At 36.3% G+C, this 17531-nt stretch carries 31 protein-coding genes; 1 reads left to right on the plus strand and 30 read right to left on the minus strand.

What is annotated here, in order from left to right:
- Positions 1 to 106: 106 nt before the first annotated feature.
- Both RCH13_RS11860 and eno read right to left on the minus strand, forming a co-directional pair.
- Positions 107 to 1393 (minus strand): citrate synthase, encoded by a 1287-nt coding sequence (locus RCH13_RS11860; protein ID WP_326987463.1) that lies wholly within the window; start codon positions 1391 to 1393, stop codon positions 107 to 109.
- Positions 1394 to 1474: 81 nt separating this feature from the next.
- Entirely contained in the window at positions 1475 to 2767 is a 1293-nt protein-coding gene (gene eno / locus RCH13_RS11865; RefSeq protein WP_326987464.1) for a phosphopyruvate hydratase, read from the minus strand.
- Positions 2768 to 2938: 171 nt separating this feature from the next.
- On the opposite strand from eno, the gene RCH13_RS11870 reads away from it, so the two are divergent.
- Positions 2939 to 3343: a hypothetical protein gene (locus RCH13_RS11870; RefSeq protein ID WP_326987465.1), complete on the plus strand. Its 405-nt coding sequence runs from the start codon at positions 2939 to 2941 to the stop codon at positions 3341 to 3343.
- A gap of 109 nt (positions 3344 to 3452) precedes the next feature.
- On the opposite strand, the gene rplQ is transcribed toward RCH13_RS11870, so the two are convergent.
- The 28 genes from rplQ to rplC form a co-directional block, all read right to left on the minus strand.
- Complete coding sequence (gene rplQ / locus RCH13_RS11875; RefSeq protein WP_326987466.1) at positions 3453 to 3983, minus strand: 50S ribosomal protein L17; 531 nt, start codon at positions 3981 to 3983, stop codon at positions 3453 to 3455.
- A gap of 6 nt (positions 3984 to 3989) precedes the next feature.
- Positions 3990 to 4985 (minus strand): DNA-directed RNA polymerase subunit alpha, encoded by a 996-nt coding sequence (locus tag RCH13_RS11880; protein ID WP_326987467.1) that lies wholly within the window; start codon positions 4983 to 4985, stop codon positions 3990 to 3992.
- A gap of 34 nt (positions 4986 to 5019) precedes the next feature.
- Positions 5020 to 5628, minus strand: a complete 609-nt coding sequence (rpsD, locus tag RCH13_RS11885; protein ID WP_326987468.1) for a 30S ribosomal protein S4 — start codon at positions 5626 to 5628, stop codon at positions 5020 to 5022.
- A gap of 89 nt (positions 5629 to 5717) precedes the next feature.
- On the minus strand, positions 5718 to 6107 hold the full coding sequence (rpsK, locus tag RCH13_RS11890; protein WP_326987469.1) for a 30S ribosomal protein S11: 390 nt from the start codon (positions 6105 to 6107) through the stop codon (positions 5718 to 5720).
- Between the two features lie 12 nt (positions 6108 to 6119).
- Positions 6120 to 6497, minus strand: coding sequence for a 30S ribosomal protein S13 (rpsM, locus tag RCH13_RS11895; protein ID WP_326987470.1), 378 nt, complete (start codon positions 6495 to 6497; stop codon positions 6120 to 6122).
- Positions 6498 to 6506: 9 nt separating this feature from the next.
- A complete protein-coding gene (rpmJ, locus tag RCH13_RS11900; RefSeq protein WP_007839480.1) occupies positions 6507 to 6623 on the minus strand; it encodes a 50S ribosomal protein L36 in 117 nt (38 codons plus the stop codon).
- Positions 6624 to 6763: 140 nt separating this feature from the next.
- Positions 6764 to 6979 carry a translation initiation factor IF-1 gene (gene infA, locus RCH13_RS11905; RefSeq protein ID WP_015806726.1) on the minus strand — a complete coding sequence of 72 codons (216 nt, stop codon included), beginning with the start codon at positions 6977 to 6979 and terminating at the stop codon, positions 6764 to 6766.
- A gap of 8 nt (positions 6980 to 6987) precedes the next feature.
- Positions 6988 to 8370, minus strand: coding sequence for a preprotein translocase subunit SecY (gene secY, locus RCH13_RS11910; protein ID WP_326987471.1), 1383 nt, complete (start codon positions 8368 to 8370; stop codon positions 6988 to 6990).
- Positions 8371 to 8378: 8 nt separating this feature from the next.
- Complete coding sequence (gene rplO / locus RCH13_RS11915; RefSeq protein WP_326987472.1) at positions 8379 to 8825, minus strand: 50S ribosomal protein L15; 447 nt, start codon at positions 8823 to 8825, stop codon at positions 8379 to 8381.
- A gap of 75 nt (positions 8826 to 8900) precedes the next feature.
- Complete coding sequence (rpmD, locus tag RCH13_RS11920; protein WP_326987473.1) at positions 8901 to 9077, minus strand: 50S ribosomal protein L30; 177 nt, start codon at positions 9075 to 9077, stop codon at positions 8901 to 8903.
- A gap of 10 nt (positions 9078 to 9087) precedes the next feature.
- Positions 9088 to 9609 (minus strand): 30S ribosomal protein S5, encoded by a 522-nt coding sequence (gene rpsE / locus RCH13_RS11925; RefSeq protein ID WP_326987474.1) that lies wholly within the window; start codon positions 9607 to 9609, stop codon positions 9088 to 9090.
- Positions 9610 to 9628: 19 nt separating this feature from the next.
- Positions 9629 to 9976 carry a 50S ribosomal protein L18 gene (gene rplR, locus RCH13_RS11930; protein WP_326987475.1) on the minus strand — a complete coding sequence of 116 codons (348 nt, stop codon included), beginning with the start codon at positions 9974 to 9976 and terminating at the stop codon, positions 9629 to 9631.
- 17 nt (positions 9977 to 9993) lie between these two features.
- Positions 9994 to 10539, minus strand: a complete 546-nt coding sequence (gene rplF / locus RCH13_RS11935; RefSeq protein ID WP_326987476.1) for a 50S ribosomal protein L6 — start codon at positions 10537 to 10539, stop codon at positions 9994 to 9996.
- A 17-nt stretch (positions 10540 to 10556) separates the two neighbouring features.
- Positions 10557 to 10955 carry a 30S ribosomal protein S8 gene (gene rpsH / locus RCH13_RS11940; RefSeq protein WP_326987477.1) on the minus strand — a complete coding sequence of 133 codons (399 nt, stop codon included), beginning with the start codon at positions 10953 to 10955 and terminating at the stop codon, positions 10557 to 10559.
- A 148-nt stretch (positions 10956 to 11103) separates the two neighbouring features.
- Positions 11104 to 11373, minus strand: coding sequence for a 30S ribosomal protein S14 (gene rpsN / locus RCH13_RS11945; protein WP_326987478.1), 270 nt, complete (start codon positions 11371 to 11373; stop codon positions 11104 to 11106).
- Positions 11374 to 11376: 3 nt separating this feature from the next.
- Positions 11377 to 11928 (minus strand): 50S ribosomal protein L5, encoded by a 552-nt coding sequence (gene rplE / locus RCH13_RS11950; protein WP_326987479.1) that lies wholly within the window; start codon positions 11926 to 11928, stop codon positions 11377 to 11379.
- Positions 11929 to 11939: 11 nt separating this feature from the next.
- Positions 11940 to 12266 (minus strand): 50S ribosomal protein L24, encoded by a 327-nt coding sequence (gene rplX, locus RCH13_RS11955; RefSeq protein WP_326987480.1) that lies wholly within the window; start codon positions 12264 to 12266, stop codon positions 11940 to 11942.
- 17 nt (positions 12267 to 12283) lie between these two features.
- Positions 12284 to 12652, minus strand: coding sequence for a 50S ribosomal protein L14 (gene rplN / locus RCH13_RS11960; RefSeq protein ID WP_305520471.1), 369 nt, complete (start codon positions 12650 to 12652; stop codon positions 12284 to 12286).
- Positions 12652 to 12909: a 30S ribosomal protein S17 gene (gene rpsQ, locus RCH13_RS11965; protein ID WP_088263399.1), complete on the minus strand. Its 258-nt coding sequence runs from the start codon at positions 12907 to 12909 to the stop codon at positions 12652 to 12654. Before rpsQ ends, rplN begins: the two co-directional genes overlap by 1 nt.
- 12 nt (positions 12910 to 12921) lie before the next feature.
- Positions 12922 to 13110 carry a 50S ribosomal protein L29 gene (gene rpmC / locus RCH13_RS11970; RefSeq protein WP_326987481.1) on the minus strand — a complete coding sequence of 63 codons (189 nt, stop codon included), beginning with the start codon at positions 13108 to 13110 and terminating at the stop codon, positions 12922 to 12924.
- Positions 13111 to 13120: 10 nt separating this feature from the next.
- Positions 13121 to 13546, minus strand: a complete 426-nt coding sequence (gene rplP, locus RCH13_RS11975) for a 50S ribosomal protein L16 (RefSeq protein ID WP_326987482.1) — start codon at positions 13544 to 13546, stop codon at positions 13121 to 13123.
- Between the two features lie 83 nt (positions 13547 to 13629).
- Positions 13630 to 14382 carry a 30S ribosomal protein S3 gene (gene rpsC / locus RCH13_RS11980; protein WP_326987483.1) on the minus strand — a complete coding sequence of 251 codons (753 nt, stop codon included), beginning with the start codon at positions 14380 to 14382 and terminating at the stop codon, positions 13630 to 13632.
- A 7-nt stretch (positions 14383 to 14389) separates the two neighbouring features.
- Positions 14390 to 14791 carry a 50S ribosomal protein L22 gene (gene rplV, locus RCH13_RS11985; RefSeq protein WP_326987484.1) on the minus strand — a complete coding sequence of 134 codons (402 nt, stop codon included), beginning with the start codon at positions 14789 to 14791 and terminating at the stop codon, positions 14390 to 14392.
- A 2-nt stretch (positions 14792 to 14793) separates the two neighbouring features.
- Complete coding sequence (gene rpsS, locus RCH13_RS11990) at positions 14794 to 15072, minus strand: 30S ribosomal protein S19 (protein ID WP_326987485.1); 279 nt, start codon at positions 15070 to 15072, stop codon at positions 14794 to 14796.
- Between the two features lie 2 nt (positions 15073 to 15074).
- Positions 15075 to 15896, minus strand: a complete 822-nt coding sequence (gene rplB / locus RCH13_RS11995) for a 50S ribosomal protein L2 (RefSeq protein WP_326987486.1) — start codon at positions 15894 to 15896, stop codon at positions 15075 to 15077.
- A gap of 18 nt (positions 15897 to 15914) precedes the next feature.
- Positions 15915 to 16202, minus strand: a complete 288-nt coding sequence (gene rplW, locus RCH13_RS12000) for a 50S ribosomal protein L23 (protein WP_326987487.1) — start codon at positions 16200 to 16202, stop codon at positions 15915 to 15917.
- A 3-nt stretch (positions 16203 to 16205) separates the two neighbouring features.
- Positions 16206 to 16835 carry a 50S ribosomal protein L4 gene (gene rplD, locus RCH13_RS12005; RefSeq protein ID WP_326987488.1) on the minus strand — a complete coding sequence of 210 codons (630 nt, stop codon included), beginning with the start codon at positions 16833 to 16835 and terminating at the stop codon, positions 16206 to 16208.
- Positions 16826 to 17452 (minus strand): 50S ribosomal protein L3, encoded by a 627-nt coding sequence (gene rplC, locus RCH13_RS12010; RefSeq protein ID WP_326987489.1) that lies wholly within the window; start codon positions 17450 to 17452, stop codon positions 16826 to 16828. The genes rplD and rplC overlap by 10 nt, the downstream gene beginning before the upstream one ends.
- Between the last annotated feature and the right edge of the window lie 79 nt (positions 17453 to 17531).

The following is a 17531-nucleotide window of genomic DNA, read 5'->3' on the forward strand; positions in this document are numbered from 1 at the left end:
CTACAAAAGAAAAAACACTAGCGATAACGTTATCGCTAGTGTTTAATTATTTAATTTTGTTTAATAATCTGTATCGCTTTTTTAGGACGGGACATATTTTAAGAATTTATCTTTTATTCATTTCTACGTAATCACGTTTTGCCGCACCTTGGTAAACCTGTCTTGGTCTTCCGATCGGATCATTGTGCAAACGCATTTCCTTCCACTGGGAAATCCAACCTGGCAAGCGTCCTAAGGCGAACATTACGGTGAACATTTCTGTAGGAATCCCTAAGGCTCGGTAAATTATTCCAGAATAGAAATCCACGTTAGGATATAATTTTCTGCTTACAAAATACTCATCTTCTAAAGCTACTCTTTCTAATTGACGTGCAATATCTAAGGCTTTATCTTCAATTCCTAAAGATTCTAAGATATCATCTGCCGCTTTTTTAATGATGGTTGCTCTTGGATCAAAGTTTTTATAAACTCTATGACCAAAGCCCATCAAACGGAAATCATCATCTTTATTTTTGGCTTTTTCAACATATTTTGCTACGTCGCCACCATCTTTTTCAATCATTTCGAGCATTTCAATTACTGCTTGGTTTGCACCACCATGAAGTGGTCCCCAAAGTGCTGAAATCCCAGCTGAAACGGAAGCGAATAAACCTGTGTGTGCAGAGCCAACCATTCTCACGGTTGAGGTAGAACAGTTTTGCTCATGATCAGCGTGAAGAATTAATAATTTATCTAAAGCGCCAACAACCACAGGATCTAATTCAAATTCTTGGTTAGGACGACGAAAACACATTTTGTAGAAATTTTCTACATAGTTTAAACTATCATCTCCATGATTGATAGAAAGTCCCATTTTTTTACGATACGTCCAAGCGCAAAGGTGAGAGAATTTAGCGATCAACATTTCTGCAGCATGATCCATTTCTTCCTTTGAACGTACATTTACAGCTTTTGGATTAAAGGCCGTAAGCGCTGAAGTTAGAGAAGATAAAACTCCCATTGGGTGCGCAGATCGAGGGAAAACATCGATTAATCTTTTCATTTCGTCTGCAACGAAATTGTATTTTTTAATCCCTTTTTCGAATCCTGCAAACTGATCTGTGGTTGGCAAACTGCCATTTAATAAAAGATACATTACTTCCGTAAAGTTTGATTTTTCCGCAATTTGCTCAATGGGGTAGCCTCTATAATACAATTCTCCATTGTCTCCATCAAGGTAAGTGATGTCACTTAACGTGGCACCTGTATTTTTATATCCTAAGTCTAAAGTAATTAAACCTGTTTGATCTCTTAATTTAGAAATATCTATTCCTCTGTCCCCGATAGTGCTTTCTACGATTGGGTATTCAAAAGATTTACCATCATAGTTTAATATAACTTTGTTATCTGACATTATAATTTAATTTTTTACTAATTTATACTAATTGGAAGAAAACCACAAACAAAATTCAGCGTTCGTGATGAATTCTGTCTATTATCGATTTATTTTGAATGCTTCTAATCCTGGAAAGTAGGCAGACTCTCCCAAAGCTTCTTCAATACGAAGTAACTGGTTATATTTTGCCATTCTATCTGAACGAGAAGCAGATCCCGTTTTAATTTGTCCACAGTTCATTGCTACTGCTAAATCTGCGATGGTATAATCTTCAGTTTCCCCTGAACGGTGAGACATTACAGAAGTATAGCGATTATGCTGTGCCATCTGAACTGCATCCATAGTTTCTGACAAGGTTCCGATTTGGTTCACTTTCACCAAAATTGAATTAGCGATTCCCTCTTTAATTCCTCTAGAAAGGCGCTGAACATTAGTCACAAATAAATCATCACCAACCAATTGAACTTTATCGCCAATTTTATCAGTTAGCATTTTCCAACCTTCCCAGTCATCTTCGTGCATTCCATCTTCTATGGAAATTATTGGATATTTAGCTGCCAAATCGGCTAAATAATTTACTTGTTCGCTCCTGTTGTATTTTGCGGAATCTGGTGTTTGGAATTTTGTGTAATCATAAGTTCCGTCTTTGTAAAATTCTGAAGCGGCACAATCCAAAGCAAACATAATGTCATCTCCCGGTTTGTAACCCGCTTTTTCTACGGCTTGAGAAAGCGTATCTAGAGCATCTTCTGTTCCTTTAAATTTCGGAGCAAAGCCACCTTCATCACCAACCGCGGTAGAAAGACCACGATCATGCAAAATTGATTTTAGACTGTGGAAAATTTCTGTCCCTTTTCTTAAAGCATCTGAAAAAGATTCTGCTTTTACAGGCATCACCATAAATTCTTGAAAAGCAATGGGAGCATCTGAGTGCGATCCACCATTGATAACATTCATCATGGGAACAGGAAGTGTATTAGCATTTACGCCACCAATATATTTGTACAATGGCATTTTTAATTCCGTTGCTGCGGCTTTTGCTGCGGCTAAAGAAACACCTAAGATTGCATTTGCACCAAGATTACCTTTGTTATCTGTACCATCTAAATCAATCATAATCTGATCTATATAGTTTTGGTCAAATACAGGCATCCCGATGAGTTCTGGAGCAATAACTTCTCTTACATTCTCTACGGCTTTCAAAACGCCTTTTCCACCAAATTCTTTCGCTCCGTCCCTCAATTCAACTGCCTCATGTTCACCTGTAGAAGCTCCGGACGGAACTGCTGCTCTACCCATGGCGCCACTTTCTGTGAAGACATCTACTTCAATTGTGGGATTACCGCGCGAATCTAAAATCTGTCTGGCTTCTATGTAAGAAATGTAACTCATTATATTTTATTTTAGTTATTTAATAGTATCCACAAATTTAATTAAAATTCAATGATTGAAAGGATTTTAACAGATGATTTAACTACTGTTAGCGTTAAAATTTAGTTAATTACCACCATTTTTAAAATCTAAAAAGTAAGTGTAAATTTGAATCATCTAAAAAATTTAAAAATGAAGAAATTAATTTATTCAGCAGCTGCAATCGCATTGTTATTTAATGTAAGTTGCAAGAAAAGTGCGGAAGGAAACACCACTATTTTAATCACTGATTCTGGGCTTACCAAATCGGGTGGAGACAGCGCAGTGATCACTAATCAAAATATGGATAGTTATACAGATCGATATGTAACGGAAGACGGATCCGGCGCCTTAGTAACCTTCGATAATTCAACTGGAAAAAAAATGATTAGTATCGAAAGCAATAAAATGACCATTAAAGCACCACAAATAGAAGCTTTATCGAATGGTGGAGTTTACGCTGACCATGATTTTGAAATTACCTCTAAAAACGATACCATCACGATTATTCAGGGGAACAATGTGATCACCATGAAAAAAGCGAGAACCAGTAAATAGAAATAATTCAGAAGCAAGTCACATGCTTCCTCCTAATCTATTGTTTATAAAAAGAAAAAATCCATTTTGAAATTATCAAAATGGATTTTTATTTGTAAGCGTGGGATAATTATTCTCCCGCTTTTTCTTCTGTAGAATCTGCAGCTTCTGCTTTTGGTTCTTCAGTTTTAGTCTCTTTGGCAGGAGCTTCTTTTACCTCAGCTACAGTTTCTGTTGCTTTAGGAGTTGCTCTTCTGCTTCTTCTTGTTGTTTTCTTCTCTTCAGCATTCGGGTTGTAGATATCATTGAAGTCTACCAATTCGATCATTGCCATATCGGCAGCATCTCCTTGTCTGAATCCAGTTTTGATAATTCTAGTGTAACCTCCTGGTCGGTCTGCGATTTTAGGAGCAACTGTTCTGAATAATTCAGTAACTGCTTCTTTGCTTTGCAGGTAAGCGAAAACCGTTCTTCTGTTATGTGTAGTATCATCTTTACCTTTAGTAAGCAAAGGTTCTACGTACACTCTTAAAGCTTTCGCTTTAGCAACAGTAGTGTTGATTCTTTTATGCTCAATAAGAGAACAAGCCATATTAGAAAGTAAAGCGCTTCTATGTGAAGTGGTTCTTCCTAAGTGATTGAATTTTTTACCGTGTCTCATTGTTTGTTATTTGTCAGCGTCTAATTTATATTTAGCAACGTCGAAACCGAAGTTAAGACCTTTTGCATGCACTAATTCTTCTAATTCTGTTAATGATTTTTTACCGAAGTTTCGGAATTTCATCAAATCAGACTTCGTATAAGAAACCAGTTCTCCTAAAGTTTCTACTTCAGCAGCTTTCAAGCAGTTTAGTGCTCTTACGGACAAGTCCATATCTGTTAATTTAGATTTTAGAAGTTGTCTTGTGTGTAAAGTTTCTTCATCGTATTGGATGGATGCTTTCACCGCTTCTGTCTCCAAAGTAATTCTCTCATCGGAGAATAACATGAAGTGATAAATTAATATCTTAGAAGCTTCTGTTAAAGCATTTTGAGGACTGATTGAACCGTCTGTCTCAATATCCAAAACTAATTTTTCGTAGTCTGTTTTTTGCTCTACACGATAGTTTTCAACACTGTACTGTACTTTTTTGATCGGCGTAAAGATAGAGTCAATTGCAATAGTACCGATTGCGGCATTTGCAGATTTGTTTTGCTCAGATGGAACATACCCTCTTCCTTTTTCAATGGTGAAAGTAAGTTCAAATTTTACGTCTTTGTTAAGATTACAGATTACAAAATCAGGATTTAAAATTTCAAAACCTTGAAGTGCTTTTCCTAAATCTCCTGCAGTTACAGTAGTTTGTCCAGATACTTTAGCGGTTACTGTTTCCCCTACAGAAGCTTCAGAAGTTGCTTTTAGTCTTAATTGTTTTAAGTTCAGAATTACTTCTGTTACGTCTTCAATTACACCCGGAATAGTTGAAAATTCGTGCTCTACGCCTTCTATTTTGATAGATGTAATAGCATATCCTTCTAGAGAAGAAAGTAATACTCTTCTCAAAGCATTACCGATGGTTAGTCCAAATCCTGATTCTAGAGGTCTGAATTCAAATTTACCTTTGAAATCATCAGAATTAAGAAGGATTACTTTATCGGGTTTAATAAATGTTAAAATTGCCATATAATTTGGGTTGAGCAAAAATTTGAAAAAATTATTATTTAGAGTAAAGTTCGACGATCAATTGTTCTTTTAGATCTTCTGGAATTTGGATTCTCTCCGGTGCAGAAGTAAAAGTACCTGATTTTGTTTCGTCGTTGAATTGTAACCACTCATAATTTGATTTGTAAGCTAATGAGTCAGCAATTACTTCTAGAGATTTAGATTTCTCTCTAACTGCAATTACGTCTCCTGCTTTCAACGTATAAGATGGAATGTTTACTAATCCGCCATTTACTGTGATGTGTCTGTGAGAAACCAATTGTCTTGCTCCAGCTCTGGTTTTAGAAAAACCTAATCTGTACACTACATTGTCTAATCTAGATTCACATAATTGTAAAAGAACTTCACCTGTAACGCCTTTTGCTCGGTTGGCTTTTTCGTATAGGTTAGCAAATTGTCTTTCTAAAATACCGTATGTATATTTAGCTTTCTGCTTTTCCATTAACTGAACAGCGTACTCAGATTTTTTTGCGTTTCTTCTTTTATTAACACCGTGTTGTCCCGGTGGTTGGTTTTTTCTTTTCTCGAAGCTTTTGTCATCTCCGTAGATTGCAGCTCCAAACTTTCTTGCAATCTTTGTTTTTGGTCCAATATATCTTGCCATATTATTTTAGGATTGTAGATTAAGAATTATAAGTTGATTGTTGCACTGAATGAATCAGTATTGCTTTCTATAATTCGAAATTCAAATTATTATACTCTTCTTCTTTTTGGTGGTCTACAACCGTTGTGTGGCATTGGAGTCACATCAATGATTTCACTAACTTCAATTCCTGAATTGTGGATGGTACGGATGGCAGATTCTCTACCTGCTCCAGGACCTTTCACGTAAACCTTTACTCTGCGTAGTCCAGCTTCGTGAGCTACGGTAGAGCAATTTTCTGCAGCCATTTGCGCTGCAAAAGGAGTATTCTTTTTAGAACCTCGGAATCCCATCTTCCCGGCAGATGCCCAAGAGATCACTTCTCCACTCTTATTTGTTAAAGAAATGATGATATTATTGAAAGACGCTTGGATATGTGCTTCACCAATCGCTTCAACTTTAACTTTTCTTTTTTTAACTGCTTTAGTCTGTTTTGCCATAATTCTTACCGATTATTTAGTTGCTTTTTTCTTGTTAGCAACAGTTTTTCTTCTTCCTTTTCGGGTTCTAGAATTGTTTTTAGTTCTTTGGCCTCTTAAAGGTAATCCCAGTCTGTGACGTATTCCTCGTTGGCAACCAATATCCATCAATCGCTTGATGTTTAATTGTGTTTCAGAACGCAATTCACCTTCCACTTTTACGTGATCTGTGATGTAGTTTCTGATCAATGCCAATTCATCGTCATTCCATTCGTTGACTTTCTTGTCTTCGCTAATACCAGCTGCTTTTAAGATCTCAGAAGAAGTACTTCTTCCTATTCCGAAAATATAAGTTAAGCCGATAACGCCTCTTTTGTTCTTTGGTAAATCAATACCGGAAATTCTCGCCATAATTTAATTTTAACCTTGTCTTTGTTTAAATTTTGGGTTCTTCTTGTTAATCACAAACAGAACGCCTTTTCTGCGAACAATTTTGCAATCAGCACTTCTTTTTTTGATAGATGCTCTAACTTTCATTTGTTTCTTTTCTTGTTAATTTTCCAACGGTTAAATGAGATCTTACGGAATCATTCCCATTTTGTTTAAATTTTAAACTTTGATAAAATCCTGTGATTTTGAAAGTTTCCTTTTATAATAAGTTTCAGATTGCTCTGAAATTAATATCTGAATGTAATTCTCCCTTTTGATAAATCATAAGGAGAAAGTTCTAACTTTACCTTATCTCCAGGTAAAAGCTTAATGTAGTGCATTCTCATTTTACCTGAAATGTGAGCGATAAGGATATGCCCATTTTCAAGTTCTACACGAAACTGCGCATTCGAAAGTGCTTCCGTAATTACGCCGTCTTGTTCAATATGTTTCTGTTTAGCCATTAATTTATTTACAAATTATTGTTTGTTCTGGACAGTTTTGACTGCATAAGCCCATCATAATGATGATTTAGCAAATAAGTATTGATCTGCTGAACTGTATCTAGTATTACACCAACCATGATTAATAGTGATGTACCACCGAAGAACAGGGCAAATCTATCCGTTTGAACCAACGATCCATACACAAGTGCTGGAAGGATTGCAAAGATAGCCAAAAAGATTGAGCCGGGCAAAGTTATTTTTGAGAGAATATCATCCAGGTAATCGGCGGTTTCTTTACCGGGTCTGACCTTTGGAATTAGTCCTCCATTTCTCTTTAAATCATCTGCCATTTGATTTACCGGAATTGTAATTGCCGTGTAAAAGAAAGAAAAAATAATAATTAAGAGGGCAAAAAGAACATTGTATTGCCAACTGAACACATCTTTGAAACCTGCCAAGAAGGTATTAGAATCATCAACCTTAGTTAATAATCCCGGCACAAACATTAACGCTTGAGCAAAAATGATCGGCATTACACCCGCAGCATTTACTTTTAACGGAATCCATTGTCTGGCTCCCTGCATTAAATTTTTGTTAGCACCACCTCTCGCCTGTGCTCTACTTACATATTGGATTGGTATTTTTCTTACGGCGACTGATAAAATAATTGCCAGAAGAACCACCAACATCCAGAATAAGATTTCAATTAAAATCATGATCATACCAAAACCTCCTTTTCCAGTTTGAGTTGCAACTTCCTGAATGAAAGCGCCTGGAAAATCCGCTAAGATACCCACCATAATTAAGATAGAGATCCCGTTTCCGATTCCTTTATCTGTAATTTTTTCTCCTAACCACATTGCAAATACAGATCCTGCTACTAATATTACAATACTTGGCAACCAAAACATAATGGATTCCGGGTGAATGTAATAAGCTGAACCAAACTGTGCGTGTGGTAAAAACATTTGCGTGATAGAAGTAAGATAAGAAGGTGCTTGGATCAAACATACTGCAATGGTTAACCATCTTGTAATTTGATTCAACGTATTTCTTCCACTTTCTCCATCTTTCTGAAGTTTCTGTAGATAAGGAATTGCCATTCCCATTAATTGTACAATGATGGAAGCAGAGATGTAGGGCATAATACCTAATGCCATAATTGACGCTCTACTAAATGCACCCCCTGTAAAGGAAGACAGCAACCCAAGAAGACCAGCTCCTTGTTTATTGCCACCTTGATTTTGGTAGTTATCCAAAAGATTCCCTACTTCTGCCATGTTAATAGCGGGTAGGGAAATATAAGATGCGAATCTATACACGAGAATCATACCTAGAGTGAAAAGAATTTTCTCTCTGAGTTCTTTAAGACTCCAAATGTTTTTTAGTGTTTGTATAAATTCCTTCATTGTAAATTTTATAGAGTAATTGCTGTACCACCTGCTTTAGAAATTGCTTCTTCTGCAGATTTTGTGAATTTGTGTGCAGAGATTGAAATACCTGTTTTCAATTCGCCTCTACCCATGATCTTCACCATTTCGCTTTTTTTAGCCAATCCGTTTTCGATTAAAACTTCTCTACTGATTTCAGTGATATTTTTGGTATCAGCTAAAATCTGAAGGGTATCTACATTGATTGCTCTGTACTCTTTTCTGTTGATATTGGTAAAACCAAATTTAGGTAATCTTCTTTGCAAAGGCATTTGCCCCCCTTCAAAACCGATTTTCTGAGAATAACCAGCTCTTGCTTGCTGACCATTATGACCTTTCCCAGCTGTACCCCCTTTTCCACTTCCTTGTCCTCTACCGATTCTTTTCGTGCTGTGAGTAGAACCTGCTGCAGGTCTAATATTATTTAAATTCATTATTTTTAGATTTGAGATTTTAAGATTAGAGAAGAGAGATTTAAAAACTAAATCTCTTTTCCCCTGGTCTGTTTTCTATTTTACAACTTCTACTAGGTGACGTATTGCAGCTACCATACCCAGGATTGCTGGAGTATCATCATGCTCTACTACTTGGTGAAGTTTTTTTAATCCTAATGCTTCGAGCGTTCTCTTTTGAGTTTTGGTTCTACCAATAGCGCTTCTTACTTGTTTTACTTGAATTTTTGCCATTGTACTTTAATTAACCGTTAAACACTTTATCTAATGAAATACCTCTCAATTTAGCAATCTCTTCTGGTCTTCTGATATCCAATAATGCTTTGAAAGTAGCTTTCACAACATTATGTGGGTTAGAGGATCCTTTGGATTTAGAAAGAATATCTTTAATACCAGCAGCTTCTACTACCATACGAACTGTACCACCAGCAATTACACCAGTACCATGAGTTGCAGGTCTCAAGAAGATATCTGCACCACCGTATCTAGCGGAAGTTTGATGAGGAATTGTATGATTTACTACAGGAACTTTTACCAAGTTTTTCTTCGCATCTTCTACCGCTTTCGCAATAGCAGAAGCAACTTCCTTAGATTTACCTAAACCGAAACCTACAGTTCCAGCTTCATCTCCTACAACCACGATTGCAGAAAACCCGAAGGCTCTACCTCCTTTAGTTACTTTAGTAACTCTGTTAACTGAAACGAGACGATCTTTAAGTTCTAATCCTCCCGGTTTTATTTTTTCTATATTATCTAGTCCTAACATATTATCCGAAATTTATTGATTAGAATTTTAGTCCGCCTGCTCTCGCTCCATCAGCTAAAGCTTTCACTCTACCATGATAAACGAAACCGTTTCTATCGAACACTATATTTTCAATTCCAGCAGCGATAGCTTTTTCAGCAATTGCTTTACCTACTTCTGTGGAGATTTCTACTTTGTTACCTGAAGCTTTAAGCGCTCTAGAAGAGGCTGAAGCTAAAGTTTTACCATCTTTGTCATCAATCAATTGAGCGTAGATTTCTTTGTTACTTTTGTAAACAGATAGTCTAGGCAATTCTGCAGAGCCGGAAATTTTTCCTCTAACTCTTCTTTTGATTCTATTTCTTTTTTGTACTTTGGTTAGTGCCATTTTCTTAAATTTTAAAATTAAGCAGATTTACCAGCTTTACGTCTTACAATTTCTCCTACAAATCGAACTCCTTTTCCTTTGTAAGGCTCTGGTTTTCTGAAAGATCTAATTTTTGCGGCAACCATACCAAGTAACTGTTTGTCTAAAGATGACAAGGTGATCACTGGGTTTTTACCTTTTTCAGATAAAGTTTCTACCGTAATTTCTTTCGGTAGATCCAATACGATTCCGTGAGAGAATCCTAGAGACAAATCCAATCTATTACCTTGGTTAGATGCTCTGTATCCTACTCCTACAAGTTCCAATTGCTTACTCCATCCTGTGGCAGTTCCATGAATCATGTTATTGATTAACGCTCTGTAAAGACCGTGTAATGCTTTGTGTTGTTTAGATTCTGACGGTCTGTCTAAAGTTAGAACTCCGTCTTCTTGTTTAATAGTGATTCCTTCTTGTAATTGCTGTGTAAGTTCGCCTTTCGGTCCTTTCACAGTTACCAAGCCGTCTTTTTCGGTTACGGTAACATTAGCGGGAATTTCTATAATTGCTTTACCAATTCTTGACATTTTCCTTTGATTATTAATTAATAAACATAGCAGATTACTTCTCCACCAACTTTTTCTTGTCTGGCTTTTTTATCTGTCATTACTCCTTTCGAAGTAGAGATAATAGCCACGCCCAAACCGTTTAATACTCTAGGCAGTTCACCTGATCCTTTGTATTGTCTTAGACCTGGTCTAGAAGCTCTTTGGATGCTTTTGATAATTGGTCTACTGGTTTGTTTGTCATACTTCAAAGCGATTTTGATGTTTCCTTGAACAGCGTTATCTTCGAACTTGTAGTTCAAAATATAACCTTGATCAAATAAAATCTTTGTAATCTCCTTTTTGATTTTCGATGCAGGAATGTCCACCACTTTGTGGCCTGCGCTTTGTGCGTTCCTTACTCTGGTTAGGAAATCTGAAATTGGATCTGTTACCATTTTTCTATTTTAAATTATTGGTTTGTGATGAGCAGTTTTGAAAGAGATTTTGGATTAAAGAGCCAAGAACCAAGATTATAAAGTCTCGGATCTGGCGTCTTGTTTCTTTTGTCTAGATCAACTTGATCACCTCGATTGTTCTAAATTATTACCAACTTGCTTTTTTCACTCCCGGGATCAGACCGTTATTGGCCATTTCTCTGAATGTTACTCTAGAAAGACCGAATGTTCTCATGTAACCTCTTGGCCTTCCTGTTAATTTACATCTGTTGTGTAGTCTAACTGGTGAAGCATCTTTCGGCAATTTTTGTAAACCAAGATAATCCTTAGCCTCTTTTAAAGCTTTTCTTTTCTCAGCATATTTTGCTACCGTAGCTTCTCTTTTGCGCTCACGCGCTTTCATTGATTCTTTTGCCATCTTTTAGTTCTTTTTGAAAGGCATACCGAAATGCGTTAATAATGATTTGGCCTCTTTGTCAGTTTTAGCAGAAGTAACGAAAGTAATGTCCATCCCTTGGATTTTCTTCACTTTGTCAATTGCAATCTCTGGGAAGATGATTTGCTCAGTAATCCCTAAGTTGTAATTTCCTCTACCATCAAAACCGTCTGCTTTGATACCAGAAAAATCTCTAATTCTTGGTAATGCGGAAGCGGTAAGTCTGTCTAAGAATTCATACATCTGATTTCCTCTCAAAGTAACTCTGGCACCAATTGGCATCCCTTTTCTTAATTTGAAAGCAGCTTCATCTTTCTTAGAGATTGTTCCTACAGCTTTTTGTCCTGTAATCGCGGTTAATTCTTCTACTGCATAGTCAACAATTTTTTTGTCAGCTGAGGCAGCACCCAAACCTTGCGATACTACGATTTTCATCAATTTAGGAACCTGCATTACAGATTTATACCCAAATTCTTCCATCATACCGGGAACAATTTTCTCTTTATATATTTGTTTTGGTCTTGCTATATATTCCATCTTCTGTTGTATTATAAAGTTTCTCCGGTTGATTTAGCAACTCTTACTTTTTTATCACCATCAACCTTAGATCCTGTTTTCGTTCCCTTACCGTCTTTATCGATAAGCATAACATTAGAAATATGGATGGATGCTTCTTTTTCTACAATTCCGCCTTGTGGATTACCTGCAGATGGTTTAGTATGTTTTTTAACAATATTTAAACCTGCGATAATAACTCTAGCATCTTTGCCTTCTTTTCTGATCACTTCTATAACCTCACCTGTTTTACCTTTAATTTCTTTCTTACCGGTAGTGATGATTACGTTATCTCCTCTTTTGATTTTTAACTTTGTCATTTTTGTAAATTTTAAAATTAAAGTACTTCTGGAGCTAATGAAATGACTTTCATATATTCTTTATCTCTTAGTTCACGGGCAACTGGTCCGAAAACGCGGGTTCCTCTCATTTCACCTGTAGCGTTTAAAAGAACACAAGCATTGTCGTCAAATTTGATGTATGATCCATCTTTTCTTCTTACAGCTTTTTTAGTTCTTACTACTACGGCTTTAGAAATAGTTCCTTTTTTCGCAGTTCCTTGTGGTGTAGAATCCTTGATAGTAACTACTACTTTATCACCAACGGAAGCATATCTTCTTCTGGTTCCTCCCAGAACTCTAATAACAAGTACTTCTTTTGCACCTGTGTTATCAGCAACTTTTAATCTTGATTCTGTTTGTAACATTACTTAGCTTTTTCAATGATTCTTACTAATCTCCATCTTTTACTTTTACTTAAAGGTCTTGTTTCAGTAATTAATACTGTATCTCCTTCAGTACACTCATTGTTCTCATCATGAGCGGTATATTTTTTCGTTTTTAAAACGAATTTACCATACATTGGGTGTTTCACTCTCGTAGTTTCACTTACAACAATGGTCTTTTCCATTTTATTGCTGGAAACAATTCCGATTCTTTCTTTTCTTAAATTTCTATCCATGATAAAATGAAATTCTTATTGTTGTTTTAGTGTTAATTCAGTTTCCAAACGAGCGATTGTTTTTCTCATATCTCTAATTTGAATAGGATTGTCAATCGGGCTGATTTTGTGAGCCATTTTCATTTTATTGAAATCAGTTCTTAATTCAGCAAGTTTGTTTTGAACGTCTCCTGCGCTTAGATTTTTGATGTCAGCTTTTTTCATTTCTTAAAGATTATTGAGGTTGAACAAAATCGTTAGCAACTACAAATCTTGTAGTAACAGGAAGTTTTTGAGCTGCTAAACGAAGTGCTTCTTTGGCAACTTCATAAGGAACACCTCCCACTTCAAACATAATTTTACCAGGTTTCACTACAGATACCCAATATTCTACAGCACCTTTACCTTTCCCCATCCTTACTTCGGCTGGTTTTTTAGTAATAGGCTTATCTGGAAATATTTTGATCCATAATTGACCTTCTCTTTTCATATATCTTGTAGCTGCGATACGCGCTGCTTCAATTTGTCTTGCAGTGATCCAAGCACCTTCATTGGCTTTGATCCCGAAAGTTCCGTAGGCAAGTTGGCTCCCTCTTTGAGCAACTCCCTTCATTTTCATCTTGTGAACTTTACGGAATTTGGTTCTTCTTGGTTGTAACATAATTTCTAGGAATTTTAGATTTTAGATTTTAGATTTTAAAAAAGTAACGGTCATTTAAAAAGTGTCCTCCAAAATTTCATTAATTATTTTCTATCTCTTGGTCTTCTATCTCCTCTGTCCGATCTTTCATTGCGATCATTACGATCGTTTCTGTCTCCTCTTCCAGCAGGTCCTTTTTTCTGTTGTCCTACTAATGGCATAAGATCTCTTTTACCATAAACTTCTCCTTTCATGATCCAAACCTTCACTCCTAATTTTCCGTATTGAGTTAATGCCTCACCAATGTGGTAATCAATATCTGCACGGAAAGTTGATAATGGGATTCTTCCTTCTTTGAAGTTTTCACTTCTTGCCATCTCCGCTCCGTTTAATCTACCGGAAATCTGAACTTTAATTCCTTCAGCTCCCATTCTCATGGTACTTTGAATAGACATTTTCACGGCTCTTCTGTAAGAAATACGGTTTTCGATTTGTTTAGCGATACTGTCTGCAACTAATACTGCATCCAGTTCTGGTCTTTTAATTTCGAAGATATTGATCTGGATGTCTTTATCCGTGATCTTTTTTAATTCTTCTTTTAGTTTGTCAACTTCCTGACCGCCTTTACCAATGATTAAACCGGGTCTTGCTGTAGTAATTGTAACTGTGACTAATTTTAAAGTTCTTTCGATATAAATTCTAGAGATTCCTCCTTTTGACAAACGAGCCTCTAAATATCTTCTGATCTTATAATCTTCGGCGATTCTGTCTCCAAAATCTTTTCCGCCATACCAGTTGGAATCCCATCCTCTGATGATACCTAATCTGTTACCTATTGGATTTGTTTTCTGTCCCATGCCTTGATTAATTAGTTTCTTTGTTACCTAAAATTAAAGTGATGTGGTTTGATCTTTTTCTGATTCTATGACCTCTACCTTGTGGGGCTGGTCTTAGTCTCTTCAATTGTCTCGCACTGTCTACCATAATCTCTTTTACGATTAAGTTTGCTTCTTCAATATCCGCACCTTCATTTTTCAATTGCCAGTTAGCCATTGCAGAAAGTAAAACTTTTTCTAACTTGTTAGAAGCGTCTTTTTTGGAAAATTTAAGGATTGCCAAAGCTTTGTCCACTTCAACTCCTCTGATGATATCAGCAACTAATCTCATCTTTCTTGGGGAAGATGGGCAATCATTATGTAAAGATTTAGCCACATCTTGGTTTGCTATTTTACGTGCTAATGCACTTTCTCTCTTTCTTGATCCCATGATTATCTACCTCCTTTATTTTTGTTACCACCGTGACCTCTGAAAGATCTTGTCGGAGAAAATTCACCTAACTTGTGACCAACCATATTCTCAGTAACATATACAGGGATAAAAGATTTACCGTTGTGTACTGCGATGGTTTGTCCTACGAAGTCCGGGGAGATCATAGATGCTCTGGACCAAGTTTTAATTACTGTCTTTTTATTAGACTCTATATTTGTCTGAACCTTCTTATCTAAAGTATGATGGATGAAAGGTCCTTTTTTAAGTGATCTTGCCATAATTATTTTCTTTTAGATATAATGAATCGGTTAGACGCTTTATTTTTGTTTCTCGTTTTGAAGCCTTTTGATGGCTGTCCATTTCTGGATCTTGGGTGCCCGCCAGAAGATTTACCTTCACCACCTCCCATTGGGTGATCTACAGGGTTCATCACTACTGGTCTTGTTCTAGGTCTTCTTCCTAACCATCTGCTTCTACCTGCTTTACCGGAAACGGTAAGTTGGTGGTCAGAGTTAGAAACGGAACCAATCATTGCCATACATTCTGAAAGAATCATTCTAGATTCACCAGAAGGCAATTTGATGATTACGTATTTTTTATCACGGGAAGTTAACTGTGCTGAAGATCCTGCACTTCTTGCCATTATTGCTCCTTGACCAGGACGCAATTCAATACAAGAAATAACAGTTCCTAAAGGAATGTTTTTTAACTTCATTGCATTACCAATTTCTGGTTCTGCAGATTCCGCGGCGATTACTTTCTGGTCTACTTTAATACCGTTTGGAGCGATGATATATCTCTTCTCTCCATCTGTATATTCTACTAGCGCGATGAAAGCAGTTCTGTTTGGATCATACTCAACAGTCATTACCGTACCTTCAACATCAAGCTTGTTTCTCTTGAAGTCGATAATTCTGTATTTTTGTTTGTGTCCACCTCCGGTGTAACGCATGGTCATTTTACCAGTATTGTTACGACCACCTGACTTACTAATACCAACGGTTAGAGACTTCTCTGGTTTGTTGGTAGTAATTTCCTCAAAGTTGTTTACAACTCTGAATCTCTGTCCCGGGGTGATAGGTTTTAATTTTCTAACAGACATTACGATTGTTTATATTTATTAATTTGCAAAAATATCAATCACTTCTCCTTCTGCAAGAGAAACAACTGCTTTTTTCAATTTGTTGGTTTTCCCAACCTGTAATCCTTTTTTGGTGTTTTTCGAAGAAACCTTCGGAGCATAAATCATTGTTCTAACGTCTGCTACTTTTACACCGTAAGCTACTTCTACTGCTTTTCTAATTTGGATTTTATTCGCTTTAGGGTCAACTAAAAAAGAATAAGCTCCTCTTAGGTCAGTAAGATAGTTGGCTTTTTCTGAAATGATCGGTTTGATTATAATAGACATGATTTATTTTCTTAAATTTTCCTGGAATTTTTCTATTGCACCTTCTAAAAAGATAATCTCTCCTGCATGTACTAAATCGTAAGAACTGATCTCATTATAAGTCAATACTTTAGTTTTAGGTAAATTTCTAGAGGATAGGTATACATTTTTGTTAGCTTCTGGTAAAATATACAATGATTTTTTACCTTCAAATCCTAATGCATTATTTAAGTTGATAAATTCTTTTGTCTTAGGAGCATCAAAATTGAATGCTTCTAATACTTTAATTGAATTATCTCTCATCTTTGCAGATAGAACAGATTTTTTTGCTAATCTTTTTAGAGATTTATTTAATTTAAATCTATAGTCTCTTGGTTTTGGACCGAATACACGGCCACCACCTTTGAATAATGGATTCTTAATATCTCCGTATCTAGCAGATCCTGAACCTTTTTGTTTCTTAAGTTTCTTGGTAGATCCTGCAATTTCACTTCTTTCTTTCGATTTGTGAGTCCCTTGTCTCTGTGCCGCAAGATATTGCTTCACTTCTAAGTAAACCGCGTGCTGATTTGGCTCTAATCCGAAGATCGCTTCGTCCAAAGTTACTTTTCTTCCGGTTTCCTTTCCTGATGTATTTAATACTACTAATTCCATTTTCTAATAATTACATAAGAATTTTTCGCTCCCGGAACAGCACCTTTTACTACTAAAAGATTTTGTTCTTCATCTACTCTTAACACTTGTAGGTTTTGTACAGTAACTTGTTTACCACCCATTCTCCCTGCCATACGCATTCCTTTGAATACACGAGAAGGATCGGAACCTGCACCGATAGAACCTGGAGCTCTTAATCTGTTGTGCTGTCCGTGAGTTGCTTGCATTACCCCCGCAAAGTTGTGTCTTTTTACAACCCCTTGGAAACCTTTACCTTTTGAAGTTCCTGTAACATCAACATATTCGCCTTGAGCAAATAAATCAACTTTCACTTCATCTCCTACGCTTAATTTGTCTACAAATTCATGATAGAATTCTACCAATTTAGCTTTTGGAGTAGAACCAGCCTTTTTAAAATGACCAGCTAACGCTTTTCCAACGTTCTTTTCACTCTTGTCATCGAAACCTAGTTGAGCAGCTTTGTACCCATCCTTTTCTTTGGTTCTGACCTGTAAAACCGCACATGGACCTGCTTGAATAACTGTACACGGCATGTTTTTGCCGTTTTCGTCAAACAAAGAAGTCATACCGATTTTTTTACCAATAATACCTGACATTATTTATATATATCTATTTAAGTTCTGTTTTATCAATAAAGGGTTTAGTGATTTCTACTTTTGAAATAGGCGCACTTCT

Origin of the sequence: Chryseobacterium sp. MP_3.2, assembly GCF_035984805.1 — a bacterium.
Taxonomy (GTDB): domain Bacteria; phylum Bacteroidota; class Bacteroidia; order Flavobacteriales; family Weeksellaceae; genus Kaistella.